The sequence below is a fragment of the Bacillus sp. ISL-47 genome, from assembly GCF_018613175.1.
GTDB lineage: Bacteria > Bacillota > Bacilli > Bacillales > Cytobacillaceae > Cytobacillus.
Genome location: NZ_JAGGQS010000094.1, coordinates 1 through 12414 on the forward strand (window position 1 = coordinate 1; position 12414 = coordinate 12414).

The window sequence follows — 12414 nt, forward strand, 5'->3', positions numbered from 1 at the left end:
CACCCCCTCCTACTCGATTGTTTCCAGATTATTTATTTGTTATTGCTGAAAATCAGGTTGAGTTTCCGGGAATGGAACTGATTATCATGCTGTTTTACCTTACATATTATTGGCACTGGGCCATATTTGTTAAAATTATGGCCACTTACCAATTTGCGTTTGAAAGAAGAATTTCCATATTTAAAGCCAAATAATTCATTTGACAAATCCTCCTGGGGAGTTTGATAATCGACATGTACAGATTATGGCATTGGCTAAAGGACGTGAATACATCAATGGGTGAACAAACAAATATGTATAGAGATACTTGGGCAGAGATAAATCTTGACCATATTTCATATAATGTAGAGTCAATGAAAAAGCATGTAAAAGAAGGCACAATTGTCATTGCTGTTGTAAAGGCGAACGGTTACGGCCATGGCGACGCCGCTGTGGCTGAAGCAGCATTGGATGCAGGCGCTTCCTATCTTGCAGTTGCAACACTCGATGAGGCAATGGCTTTGAGAAAGAAAAAGGTTGCAGCTCCCATTTTAGTAATGGGTGCGAGCCGTCCGGAAAATGCGGGTGATGCAGCCAAAGAGAATATTTCCGTTACAGTATTTCAAAAGGATTGGTTATCTGCTGCCAAAAGCTTTATTGAGAGCAGTGAGGTGCTGGCCGTCCACTTAAAGTTTGACACAGGAATGGGACGTTTGGGCATTCGCAGCCAGGATGAGCTGCAGGAAATTGAGAACGTTATCAAAGGGGACAAGCGTTTTCTGATTGAAGGGGCATTTACCCATTTTGCCACAGCAGACTCTTTGGATAATGGTTATTTTGATCAGCAGCTGAGCCGATTTGAGGAGATGGTGGACTGGATGGAAGCGGTTCCGAAATATGTCCATTCCAGTAATAGCGCTGCTGGCCTGAGATTTCCCCAGGCCCATTTAAATGCTGTGAGAATGGGCATCAGCATGTACGGGCTGGTTCCTTCAATGGAAATGAAGCCTGAGCTTCCTTTTCCGCTGAAAGAGGCTTTTTCCCTTCATACAAGAATGGCTCATGTCAAGAAGCTTCATAAGGGTGAAAAGGTTAGCTATGGTGCTACTTATGAGGCTAGTGAGGATGAATGGATCGCGACTTTGCCGATCGGTTATGCGGATGGCTGGATCCGAAAGCTTCAGGGGCAGGAAGTTCTTGCAGAAGGTATGAGGGCTCCGATTGTTGGGAGAATATGCATGGATCAATGCATGATTAAGCTTCCTCATGAGATGCCTGTTGGAACGCAGGTTACTCTGATTGGCAAACAGGGCGGCGAAAGAGTTACGGTAGATGAAGTTGCCGAAAAACTTGAAACAATTAACTATGAAATTACCTGTATGGTATCTTCTCGGGTTCCGCGCATATATAAAAGAGATGGCCAGATTATCGGGGGAGTCAATTATCTGCTATAATGATGAGGGCAATTGCTTTTAATTGCCATTTCATCGAATTTCATGCATAAAAGGCTATTTTTTTGGCCGATAATACAGAAGAATTAAAGAACCCCCTTTGCAGTAGGCGTTATTAATGGTAATATTGAAAATGGTAGATATAAAAATGGTGTGTAGTGATGGTGGAGGTGTATGTTTGTGTCTGAGTCCAGCACAACAACAGAGATAATGGTAAAATTACCGCAACATCTTTTAACCGAGTTAGACGGATTTGCAAAGCAAGAAAACGTTAACCGGAGCGAATTCATTTATCAGGCAACCAAAATGTATTTGCGTGAACGCAAAAAGAGACAAATTCGCGAATCCATGAGACGAGGCTATATGGAGATGGCGAAAATAAATTTGACGATTGCATCTGAAGCATTTCAAGCGGAATACGAGGCAGAACACACAGTTGAACGTCTAGTAAGCGGAGGATAATCCTTTGATTGTCAAACGTGGTGACGTTTATTTTGCAGACCTATCCCCAGTTGTTGGTTCAGAACAAGGCGGCGTCCGTCCAGTGCTTGTCATCCAAAACGACATCGGGAATCGGTTTAGTCCCACAGTAATTGTTGCAGCAATCACAGCTCAAATTCAAAAAGCTAAGCTGCCTACTCACGTTGAAATTGATGCGAAGCGTTATGGTTTTGAAAGGGATTCGGTCATCTTATTAGAACAGATTCGTACAATTGATAAACAACGCTTAACCGATAAAATAACCCATCTCGATGACGAAATGATGGAAAAAGTGGATGAAGCCGTGCAAATCAGCTTAGGCCTCATCGAATTCTAACAAAAACGCTCTTTTAAGGGCGTTTTTTTTGTTTTTAGGCAAAAAAGGTTTACTTCTTTTGAAAGAGGGTAAAAAAGAAAGTCTTTTATTTTTTTAAAAAGCATCCGTTGTGTAAATATACCCAATTAAATGGAGGAATACACTTCAGTGTTTTAATAGTCAGCCCCTTAGTTTAACCCTATTTATAGGTTGAAAAGAGGTTTTTTATAAAAAACTGTCGAAATAACAAATGCATCGTCCTATTAATAGGGAATCATAATAGGTATCATTTGACTGGCAATCCTTGTTATCATTAAATAGATGTATATGGAACGGGTTTTACTTATTTTTTTACAAATTTTTTGTTTGCTTTACAATAAAGGGGATTTGGAAGGCTAATAATATATATATGATAAAATAGGGAGGAACTAATGGATTCCACAATTTTAAATTATATTCAGCAAAATAAAGACGCTATTTTCAATGACTGGCTTCAAGCCACTAAGGAGAATGCGGATGAAAGAGTTACCAGGGTTGTTTCCGATCAGGTATTTGTTGGGACGAGCCGGGAGTTTATCGACCTGATTATTTCAAATATAAAAAGCTCAAATGAGGAATTCACTTCAAAGCTAAGTGATTTCTCCGAGAAAATTGTCCGCTTGGGCTGGCCTCTTAGTTTTGTAACTAAGGGATTGCAAACCATCGGAAAAATTGTATTTGAGAGCATGCAGGATGCAGGAATTGTTACTCAAGAAAACCAGCTGAAAATTGTATATGAATTTGACAGCTGGATGACTCCGATGGTAAATGAAGTGGTTAATATGTATTCAACCACATGGGAAAGAACGGTCTCCCTGCAAAAAATCGCTCTCCAGGAATTGTCTGCTCCGCTGATACCTGTTTTTGAAGGAATAACGGTTATGCCGCTTGTCGGTACTATTGATACGGAGCGGGCGAAACAGATCATGGAGAATCTTTTAAATGGAGTCGTTAAACACCGTTCTGAAGTGGTTCTCATTGATATTACCGGTGTGCCGGTTGTCGATACGATGGTAGCCCATCATATTATTCAGGCTGCTGATGCTGTAAGGCTTGTCGGAGCGAAATGCATGCTTGTAGGCATTCGGCCTGAAATTGCCCAAACGATTGTAAACCTGGGCATCGATTTAAACCAGTTTACTACAAAGAATACGCTTAAAAAGGGTGTTGAAGCGGCTCTTGAGTTAACGAGCCGCAAAATTGTGAATGTGGAGGGAGCGGAGTGAGAGTGAGAATTCCGATTTTAAAGTTAAACGATTGTTTGTTAGTCTCCATCCAATGGGAATTAGATGACCAGACTGCACTTCAGTTTCAGGAGGATTTGCTTCATAAAATCCATGAAACAAGTGCAAATGGAGTCGTGATTGATTTAACATCTATTGACTTTATTGATTCATTCATCGCTAAAGTTTTAGGCGACGTAATAAATATGTCCAAACTGATGGGTGCAAAAGTAGTCATTACCGGAATACAGCCTGCCGTCGCTATTACGCTGATTGAGTTAGGTATTGGGTTAGATGATGTCCTTACTGCATTAGATTTAGAAAAAGGTTTGGAGAAATTACAACAGGAATTGGGGGAGTAACTGTATGGAAAACCAATCCTGCGTTAAAATCATAAACGAATGGGACATCGTTGCAGCCCGCCAGCTTGGGCGGAATGTTGCTAAAGAGCTTGGTTTTGGTACAGTTGACCAGGCCAGAATCACTACAGCCATTAGTGAACTTGCCCGGAACATCTATTTATACGCCGGACAAGGACAGATCTGTATAGAAAAAATATATGACGGCGGAAAAGCGGGATTGCGTATAGTTGCAGTAGACAGCGGCCCTGGAATAAATGATTTACGCCAAGTAATGGAAGATGGATTCTCTACATCGGGGGGATTAGGAGCCGGCCTGCCAGGTGTCAAACGGTTAATGGATGAGTTCTTAATTGACTCCAATCCGGGAACTGGAACAGATATAAAAGCAACTAAGTGGCTCCGTTAGGGGGAAGCGGTATGGATTTCCGAGAAATGATGGAGTCAAAGTATCGGGATATTCTGGAGAATTATATAAAGGAACAATCTGAACAGGCTTTGTATCAGGGCCAGAAGTTCAGCAGGAAGTCGATTGAACACAAAGTCTCTCCTGAAGAGATTATCAGCGTTCATAAAAGTCTGATGGGTGAACTGTATCCAGACTTGCCTGAGTATGTTCATCATTCTTTTGATATCCTTTTGGAAGTCATGATTGGGTATGGATTTGCCTATAGGGAGCACCAGAACTTGAAGCATATTCAGCAGGAGCTAAGAACGGAAATGGAAATTGCCGCTAATGTGCAGCAAACTCTGCTGGGTACCCAGGTTCCTTCTGTAGAAGGCCTGGACATTGGTGCAATTAGTGTTCCTGCTAAACATATGAACGGTGATTATTTCCATTTTGTTCAGGATGAAAATGGCAGTATAAGCATCGCGATTGCTGATGTTATCGGAAAAGGCCTTCCGGCAGCTTTATGTATGTCCATGATTAAATACGCCATGGATAGTTTGCCTGAAAACCGCAATGATCCTAAAAGTGTCCTTGAGAGCCTTAATCGGGTTGTGGAACAAAACGTAGATCTGACCATGTTCATAACGATGTTCTACGGGATTTACGATACAAATACCCATATGTTCTCATATGGTTCTGCCGGCCATGAGCCAGGGCTTTTCTTTAATGCCGATGAAGGTGAATTTACAGAGCTGGTGGCTAAAGGCCTCCTTCTGGGCATAGATAAAAAAACTAAATACCGCCAGTACGAAAAAGGAGTAAATCCCGGAGATATGATTATATTAATGTCAGATGGGGTAACAGAATGCCGTACTGAAGAAGGTTTTATTGAAAAAGAAACGTTGCTTGAATTAATCAAGAAATATATTCATTTGAGTGCACAGGAAATTGTTAATAGCGTATATAAAGAACTCGAAAAGCTCCAGCATTTTCAATTGCGAGACGATTTTACCTTAATTATTTTAAAAAGAAATGTTTAACCTGTTTAAACAACGGGTAAGTAGTAAAATGCAGTTGACATGTAAAGAGGTGGGTCAGTTATGAATATTACAATAGATGTAAAAGAAAATGATATGCTAATTGAAGCAATGGTTAGCGGAGAAATTGATGCATATACAGCTCCAAAGCTCCGGGAAGAGCTTTTTCCTTTAACGGAAAAAGAGGGAGTTGAAATGGTGGTAAACCTCTCTGAAGTCTCTTATATGGATAGTACCGGCTTAGGCGTATTTGTTGGTGTATTTAAAAATGTACGTGCAAATAACGGCAAGTTTAAAATAATAGGTTTGTCGGATCGCTTAAAGAGACTTTTTGAAATTACTGGTCTAGCCGATATTATTGATATAAACAGCGGGATTGAAGGTGGAGTACAATGAACGAACCATTTGATTATATAGAGGTGAAAATTCCGGCTAAGCCGGAATTCGTTGGGGTAATCCGCCTGACTCTATCCGGGATTGCCAGCAGAATGGGATTTGCCTATGAAGAAATTGAAGATTTAAAAATTGCAACGAGTGAAGCATGCACCAATGCAGTCCAACACGCATACAAGCAGAATGAACAAGGTGAAGTAGTCATCGGTTTCGGGTTGTATAATGACCGTCTTGAAGTTATGGTTGCAGACAGCGGCAAGAGTTTTGATTTTCAATCTGCGAGACAAGGCATTGGACCATATGACCAGACTGATTCTGTGGAATTTTTGCGTGAAGGAGGCTTGGGCCTTTACCTGATTGAAACATTGATGGATGAAGTAAGAATTCATCACAAAGAGGGTGTTACGGTCTTCATGACCAAATACCTAGAAGGAGAGCAGGTGGAGAGGGATGCAAAAACAATCTCAACCTAATCAAAAATCCAAAGAAGAAACAAATGCTTTAATCAAGGCTTACCAGCTTCACCAAGATGAAGAAGCCCAAAATGCGCTTGTCCTACAGTATCAGAACCTGGTCGAAGCTATTGCCCGCAAATATTCAAAAGGCCGTTCGTATCATGAAGATATTGTCCAAGTCGGCATTATCGGGCTATTAGGGGCGATCCGCCGGTATGATGAATCTTACGGAAAAACATTCGAAGCCTTTGCGGTTCCGACTATCATTGGTGAAATTAAGCGCTTTTTAAGGGATAAAACATGGAGTGTCCATGTGCCTCGCCGAATAAAAGAGCTGGGCCCGAAAATAAAGGCTACAGTTGAAGAGCTAACAACTGAGCTTCATCGTTCTCCTAGAGTGGACGAAATTGCCGATGTGCTCGGTGTATCAGAAGAAGAAGTGCTGGAAGCAATGGAAATGGGCAAAAGCTACCAGGCGCTTTCTGTTGACCACTCAATCGAAGCTGACTCTGATGGCGGAACAGTAACATTGCTGGATATCGTCGGGAATGAGGACGAGGGCTTCGAAAAGGTAAACCAAATGCTTGTACTTGAAAAAGTCCTGCATGTCTTATCAGAGAGAGAAAAATTGATTATCCAATACACATATCTTGAGAATATGAGCCAGAAAGAAGCCGGGGATAAGCTGGGAATTTCCCAAATGCATGTCTCAAGACTTCAAAGGCGTGCGATCAAGAAACTCCAAGAAGCTATTCATGCTGAAACAAATAACTCGGAGTGCCTTTCATGACCAAATTGGTTAGGGACAACATCGAAGTGATCGCTCACCAGACGGCTAAAGAAGGAAAATCATTCTGCGGGGATGGCTATTATTTTACCGCAACAGATGAATACTTTGTATGTGTACTAGCAGACGGCCTTGGAAGCGGAGAATTTGCGTATGAAGCATCTTCTGCCGTTATAGGAGTTGTAGAAGAGCACCATGAAAAAGACGTAGATGCAATCATGAAGCTTTGCAATGAGGTGCTTATGCAAAAGCGAGGGGCTGCAGTTGCTCTGTTTAAGGTTCATTTTGCCACAAGGGAGTTTGTTTATAGCTGCGTAGGAAATATTCGATTTTTCCTTTACTCCTCAACTGGCAAACTAACCTATCCTCTCCCTGTGACGGGGTATCTTTCAGGGAGGCCGCAGGTGTTTCACACTCAACGGTTTACGTATGAAGCTGATTCGAAATTCTTAATATACTCAGATGGCTTAAATATTCAAGGGGTTAAATCTTTGCTAAAAGCATTTCTCCCTATTGATCTTATCTCGGAGGATATAAAAAAGCAGTATCCATCAACAGCCGATGATGCTACTTTTATACTTGGAAGCTTACTCTAAAACAGGGTAAGCTTTTTGTTTTAGGCTCTGTTAACTTGCCTGTTAAACAAGAAACTCAGCTAAATGCGGACAGTCCGTAAAGCGCTAAGACCTATGGGCTCCCTTTGACTAGCCGCGGGAGTCTAGTGCCTTCCAATCAGTGGGTGCCATTATCAACAATGAGCTTTAGCAGAATCTGGCTTAAAAAGGACTGGTCCGTCGTGGCAAGTGTGAAACTTTAAAAAGGTTTTGTTAAAATAAAAGATGAAACTCTATGATGGAGGAATGAACTTGGAGAAAACATTGGATAAACAAGATCAAGTGCTAAATATGATTGCTGGAGAGCTATCAATAGCAGTTAAACAAGTGAAGAATACAATAAGCTTATTGGAAGAAGGAAATACCGTTCCATTTATTGCCCGGTATAGAAAAGAACAGACTGGCGCATTGGATGAGGTTCAAATCCGGGGTATTATGGAGCGCTGGCAATACATACAAAACCTTAATCACAGGAAAGAAGAAGTAGTCCGTCTAATTGAAGAGCAGGACAAATTGACAGATGAATTAAAAGCTAAAATTGAAAAAGCCGTTAAATTGCAGGAGGTTGAGGATTTATACCGCCCTTTCAAGCAGAAACGCCGTACGAAAGCGACTGTGGCAAAAGAAAAGGGGCTTGAGCCTTTGGCTGAATGGCTGCTTACCTTTTCGCTTAATGAAAAGCCTGAAATAAAAGCGAAGGAATTTTTGTCAGAAGAAAAGGAAGTAAACACTGTCGAGGAAGCAATCTTAGGTGCAAAAGACATTGTCGCAGAATGGGTATCGGACGAAGCAGACAGCAGGAAATGGATCCGTACAGAAACTGCCAGAAAAGGAACAATCGAATCGTCTATAAAAAATAAAGAAAATGACGAAAAGGGCGTTTATGAAATGTATTATGAATATGAGGAGCCCATTAATAAAATTGTTCCTCACCGAACGCTGGCATTAAACAGAGGAGAAAAGGAAGATGTATTAAAAATAAATATAAAGCCAAATACAGACTTTATCCTGAACTACTTATTTAAAAAATGGGTGCAGGACGGCCGTTCTCTCGCTGCCCCAATAGTAAAAGAAGCGATTGAGGACGGGTATAAGCGGTTAATACAGCCTTCCATTGAACGTGAAATACGCAATGAGTTAACAGAAAAGGCTGAAGAGCAGGCGATCATGATTTTCTCGGAAAACCTCAGAAAACTTTTGCTGCAGCCTCCGTTAAAAGGCAAGGTTGTACTAGGTGTAGACCCTGCTTATAGAACAGGCTGTAAGCTTGCTGTTGTTGATGATACAGGGAAAGTCCTAAATATCGATGTCATTTATCCTCATCCTCCTGTTTCTAAAACAAAACAGGCTAGAGAAAAAGTTATTCATATACTCAATAACTATAAGGTAGAAATGGTTGCGATCGGCAATGGAACTGCATCGAGAGAAACAGAACAATTTATAGCAGACATTTTAAAAGAAATGAAGGATGAGATTTTCTATTTAATCGTTAATGAAGCAGGAGCTAGCGTCTATTCTGCATCTGATTTGGCAAGAGAGGAATTCCCTAATCTGCAGGTAGAAGAAAGGAGTGCTATATCCATTGCACGCCGCCTTCAAGATCCGCTTGCAGAGCTTGTGAAAATTGATCCGAAATCTGTTGGAGTGGGGCAATATCAGCATGATGTATCTCAAAAGAGGCTGTCCGGGTCGCTGGACTTTGTAGTAGAGACTGCAGTAAACCAGGTAGGCGTCAATGTCAATACAGCATCATCATCACTTCTCCAGCATGTTGCGGGACTCTCTAAAACAGTTGCCAATAATATAGTCAAGAAGCGTGAAGAGGATGGAAAGTTTGCAGACCGCAAGCAGCTGAAAAAAATTCCGCGCCTTGGAGCGAAAACCTATGAGCAGGCGATCGGATTCTTAAGAGTTGTGGATGGAAAAGAGCCGTTGGACAGGACAGGCATTCACCCTGAAACGTATGCAGAAGTAAATAAACTGCTGACCAATCTTGGCTTTAAGTCCAATGATCTTGGAACCCTTTCATTAAGAGATGCCCTAGCAGGATTGAACATTAGCCAAACAGCACAAGAGCTTGAAATTGGCGAACTGACGTTAAAAGATATAATTGATGCGTTAATGAGACCCGAAAGAGACCCTCGTGATGAATTGCCGAAGCCTCTATTAAAGAAGGAAGTATTAAAGCTCGAAGATTTACAGGAGGGCATGGAACTTCAGGGGACAGTGCGAAACGTAGTTGACTTTGGGGCTTTTGTAGATATTGGGGTCAAACAGGATGGCCTTGTTCATATCTCCAAACTTAGCCGTCAATTTGTAAAGCATCCTTTGGATGTTGTATCTGTAGGTGATGTAGTCACAGTCTGGGTTGACTCTGTAGATAAACAGAAAGGAAGAGTCGCTTTAACTATGCTGGACCCGACAAGTTAAAAAGAAAAACACTGGCTCATTTTGTCTAGCTTCAGCGCCTAGCTCCTCGAGTCATAAGCCACATCACTCAGAAATCAGGAGTTCCTGCGTGATTGCCTTATGCTTGTCGCAAGGCGCTCAGCTTTTCTATGAGCAGTGTTTTTTTCTATAAAAAAACCAGCATTGATTTAATAATTTAATCTGATAACGGTCCTTCTCGTAAAACGCACGCTGGATTTGGTTCTGAAACCAAACAGGCATATGATTACCTCCCGTATGTTATTTAATCCTTAAGGTGTATGTGGATATGGTATGGCTTCCTTATCGTAAGGAAAGAAGTGGCTCCTAAAAATAAGTAGAGCTCCTTCTCTGTAAAAGGTATATATAATGTATGCTATAATAGGTTGTCATGTTCACTATAAAAGGGGAAAACATTGCGATGAAAGACAAAGATCTTCAAATACTTGTTGAAAAGATATCTTTAGAAAGCTTTGGCAAACTATTTCGCCACCAAGCATACTTTAATGCCAGGCTTAGATCGACGGGCGGAAGGTATTTGTTAAACTCTCATCATATAGAAATAAATAAAAAATATTATGAGCAGCTTGGAATGGAAGAACTTGTTGGCATAATTAAGCATGAGCTATGCCATTATCATTTGCACTTAGAGGGCAGAGGATATAAACACCGTGATCAGGATTTCAGGCAGTTAATGAAGAAAGTGGGTGCGCCACGATTTTGCTCAGCTTTGCCCGATCGCCAAAAAAGAAGAACACCCAAGAAAATACTTATTTATATTTGCGAAGAGTGCAATCAAACTTATCATAGAAGAAGAGCTATTGATACCAAGAGATATGTTTGCGGAAAATGCAGAGGGAAATTATTGTTCGAAAAAGAATTGACAATGGACTAAAAAGGATTTATATTTAGTAATTGTCGCAGGACAAAAACAGGACGAGAGGTTAATAAATTCTTTCAAAAACAAGCTTGACTTTTGAAGTCCACGTCCTTATAATGTAAAGAGTCGATAAGATGATTACCACGATATCGACTATGATTCATTACTATTCCGCAGTAGCTCAGTGGTAGAGCATTCGGCTGTTAACCGAACGGTCGCAGGTTCGAATCCTGCCTGCGGAGCCATATTTGGGGAAGTACTCAAGTGGCTGAAGAGGCGCCCCTGCTAAGGGTGTAGGTCGCGTAAGCGGCGCGAGGGTTCAAATCCCTCCTTCTCCGCCAGAATATTCTCACAATGGCCCGTTGGTCAAGCGGTTAAGACACCGCCCTTTCACGGCGGTAACACGGGTTCGAATCCCGTACGGGTCACTTTCTTTTAAAAAAACAATAAGCAGGTCCCGTGGTGTAGCGGTTAACATGCCTGCCTGTCACGCAGGAGATCGCGGGTTCGATTCCCGTCGGGACCGCCATTTGTTGGGCTATAGCCAAGCGGTAAGGCACCGGACTTTGACTCCGTCACTCGCAGGTTCGAATCCTGCTAGCCCAGCCATTTTTTTGTTTGTGAGCCATTAGCTCAGTCGGTAGAGCATCTGACTTTTAATCAGAGGGTCGAAGGTTCGAGTCCTTCATGGCTCACCATTTTAATTTAATATTGCGGGTGTGGCGGAATTGGCAGACGCACCAGACTTAGGATCTGGCGCCGCAAGGCGTGGGGGTTCGACTCCCTTCACCCGCACCATTAATTACTATTGAATTATTTATTTCACCCTGGTATGATAGTTATTGTCGCTTCATTAAGCGGTCGTGGCGGAATGGCAGACGCGCTAGGTTGAGGGCCTAGTGGGGGCAACCCCGTGGAGGTTCAAGTCCTCTCGGCCGCACCAAAAAAAGTTGTTGACAAGCGGTTTTTAAGCCATTATAATACAAGAGTTGCTTTTATAAATGCGCCCGTAGCTCAATTGGATAGAGCGTTTGACTACGGATCAAAAGGTTAGGGGTTCGACTCCTCTCGGGCGCGCCAATACGGGGAGTAGCTCAGCTTGGTAGAGCACTTGGTTTGGGACCAAGGGGTCGCAGGTTCGAATCCTGTCTTCCCGACCATTCGGGAAAAATAATTATATATGCGGGTGTAGTTTAGTGGTAAAACCTCAGCCTTCCAAGCTGATGATGAGGGTTCGATTCCCTTCACCCGCTCCAAAATTTTATTGATCTTTGAAAACTGAACGAACAAAAACGTCAACGTTAATTCTTTAGTCTTTTTTAAAAAGACAACTTATGAGCTTAATCAACTCTTATATGGAGAGTTTGATCCTGGCTCAGGACGAACGCTGGCGGCGTGCCTAATACATGCAAGTCGAGCGGACGGATGGGAGCTTGCTCCCTGAAGTCAGCGGCGGACGGGTGAGTAACACGTGGGCAACCTGCCTGTAAGACTGGGATAACTTCGGGAAACCGGAGCTAATACCGGATAATTCTTTCCCTCACATGAGGGAAAGCTGAAAGATGGTTTCGGCTATCACTTAC

At 42.0% G+C, this 12414-nt stretch carries 15 protein-coding genes, 11 tRNA genes and 1 rRNA gene; 26 read left to right on the forward strand and 1 reads right to left on the reverse strand.

Annotation, left to right across the window (positions count from 1 at the left end; all coding sequences use genetic code 11):
* The 13 genes from J7I93_RS24840 to J7I93_RS24900 form a co-directional block, all read left to right on the forward strand.
* The coding region (locus J7I93_RS24840) for a hypothetical protein (protein WP_214729602.1) at window positions 1-194 on the forward strand (194 nt) is incomplete at its 5' end.
* A gap of 81 nt (window positions 195-275) precedes the next feature.
* Entirely contained in the window at window positions 276-1433 is a 1158-nt protein-coding gene (alr, locus tag J7I93_RS24845; RefSeq protein ID WP_214729616.1) for an alanine racemase, read from the forward strand.
* A gap of 177 nt (window positions 1434-1610) precedes the next feature.
* A complete protein-coding gene (locus J7I93_RS24850; RefSeq protein ID WP_035331931.1) occupies window positions 1611-1892 on the forward strand; it encodes a CopG family ribbon-helix-helix protein in 282 nt (93 codons plus the stop codon).
* A 4-nt stretch (window positions 1893-1896) separates the two neighbouring features.
* On the forward strand, window positions 1897-2247 hold the full coding sequence (ndoA, locus tag J7I93_RS24855; RefSeq protein WP_009336311.1) for a type II toxin-antitoxin system endoribonuclease NdoA: 351 nt from the start codon (window positions 1897-1899) through the stop codon (window positions 2245-2247).
* 410 nt (window positions 2248-2657) lie between these two features.
* Complete coding sequence (locus tag J7I93_RS24860; RefSeq protein ID WP_214729604.1) at window positions 2658-3491, forward strand: RsbT co-antagonist protein RsbRA; 834 nt, start codon at window positions 2658-2660, stop codon at window positions 3489-3491.
* 2 nt (window positions 3492-3493) lie between these two features.
* Entirely contained in the window at window positions 3494-3850 is a 357-nt protein-coding gene (locus tag J7I93_RS24865) for an STAS domain-containing protein (RefSeq protein ID WP_026041667.1), read from the forward strand.
* A gap of 4 nt (window positions 3851-3854) precedes the next feature.
* Entirely contained in the window at window positions 3855-4256 is a 402-nt protein-coding gene (locus tag J7I93_RS24870; RefSeq protein WP_026580738.1) for an anti-sigma regulatory factor, read from the forward strand.
* An 11-nt stretch (window positions 4257-4267) separates the two neighbouring features.
* Window positions 4268-5278, forward strand: coding sequence for a PP2C family protein-serine/threonine phosphatase (locus J7I93_RS24875; RefSeq protein ID WP_214729606.1), 1011 nt, complete (start codon window positions 4268-4270; stop codon window positions 5276-5278).
* Window positions 5279-5338: 60 nt separating this feature from the next.
* Entirely contained in the window at window positions 5339-5671 is a 333-nt protein-coding gene (locus J7I93_RS24880) for an anti-sigma factor antagonist (protein WP_214729608.1), read from the forward strand.
* The gene (rsbW, locus tag J7I93_RS24885) at window positions 5668-6141 is read left to right on the forward strand and encodes an anti-sigma B factor RsbW (protein WP_026580741.1); all 474 of its coding nucleotides are present in this window, start codon (window positions 5668-5670) and stop codon (window positions 6139-6141) included. The genes J7I93_RS24880 and rsbW overlap by 4 nt, the downstream gene beginning before the upstream one ends.
* Window positions 6119-6913, forward strand: coding sequence for an RNA polymerase sigma factor SigB (gene sigB / locus J7I93_RS24890; RefSeq protein ID WP_144544111.1), 795 nt, complete (start codon window positions 6119-6121; stop codon window positions 6911-6913). The genes rsbW and sigB overlap by 23 nt, the downstream gene beginning before the upstream one ends.
* Window positions 6910-7506 carry a PP2C family serine/threonine-protein phosphatase gene (locus J7I93_RS24895; RefSeq protein ID WP_214729610.1) on the forward strand — a complete coding sequence of 199 codons (597 nt, stop codon included), beginning with the start codon at window positions 6910-6912 and terminating at the stop codon, window positions 7504-7506. Before sigB ends, J7I93_RS24895 begins: the two co-directional genes overlap by 4 nt.
* 264 nt (window positions 7507-7770) lie before the next feature.
* Window positions 7771-9954 carry a Tex family protein gene (locus tag J7I93_RS24900; protein ID WP_214729612.1) on the forward strand — a complete coding sequence of 728 codons (2184 nt, stop codon included), beginning with the start codon at window positions 7771-7773 and terminating at the stop codon, window positions 9952-9954.
* Window positions 9955-10080: 126 nt separating this feature from the next.
* Here J7I93_RS24900 and cmpA read toward each other — a convergent pair whose 3' ends face one another.
* The gene (gene cmpA / locus J7I93_RS24905) at window positions 10081-10194 is read right to left on the reverse strand and encodes a cortex morphogenetic protein CmpA (RefSeq protein ID WP_009336300.1); all 114 of its coding nucleotides are present in this window, start codon (window positions 10192-10194) and stop codon (window positions 10081-10083) included.
* Window positions 10195-10372: 178 nt separating this feature from the next.
* Between cmpA and J7I93_RS24910 the strand changes: the two genes are divergently transcribed.
* The 13 genes from J7I93_RS24910 to J7I93_RS24970 form a co-directional block, all read left to right on the forward strand.
* Complete coding sequence (locus J7I93_RS24910; protein WP_214729614.1) at window positions 10373-10846, forward strand: SprT family protein; 474 nt, start codon at window positions 10373-10375, stop codon at window positions 10844-10846.
* Between the two features lie 155 nt (window positions 10847-11001).
* A tRNA-Asn gene (locus tag J7I93_RS24915) sits at window positions 11002-11076 on the forward strand.
* A 5-nt stretch (window positions 11077-11081) separates the two neighbouring features.
* Window positions 11082-11172 (forward strand) — tRNA-Ser (locus J7I93_RS24920).
* A 15-nt stretch (window positions 11173-11187) separates the two neighbouring features.
* Window positions 11188-11259, forward strand: a tRNA-Glu gene (locus J7I93_RS24925).
* A 25-nt stretch (window positions 11260-11284) separates the two neighbouring features.
* Window positions 11285-11360 (forward strand) — tRNA-Asp (locus J7I93_RS24930).
* A 5-nt stretch (window positions 11361-11365) separates the two neighbouring features.
* Window positions 11366-11440: transfer RNA gene (locus J7I93_RS24935), tRNA-Gln, on the forward strand.
* A 13-nt stretch (window positions 11441-11453) separates the two neighbouring features.
* Window positions 11454-11529, forward strand: a tRNA-Lys gene (locus J7I93_RS24940).
* Window positions 11530-11544: 15 nt separating this feature from the next.
* Window positions 11545-11629 (forward strand) — tRNA-Leu (locus tag J7I93_RS24945).
* A gap of 59 nt (window positions 11630-11688) precedes the next feature.
* Window positions 11689-11774, forward strand: a tRNA-Leu gene (locus tag J7I93_RS24950).
* Between the two features lie 60 nt (window positions 11775-11834).
* A tRNA-Arg gene (locus tag J7I93_RS24955) sits at window positions 11835-11911 on the forward strand.
* 3 nt (window positions 11912-11914) lie between these two features.
* Window positions 11915-11991, forward strand: a tRNA-Pro gene (locus J7I93_RS24960).
* 22 nt (window positions 11992-12013) lie between these two features.
* Window positions 12014-12087, forward strand: a tRNA-Gly gene (locus J7I93_RS24965).
* A 96-nt stretch (window positions 12088-12183) separates the two neighbouring features.
* Window positions 12184-12414 (forward strand): 16S ribosomal RNA (locus J7I93_RS24970); the annotation flags it as partial.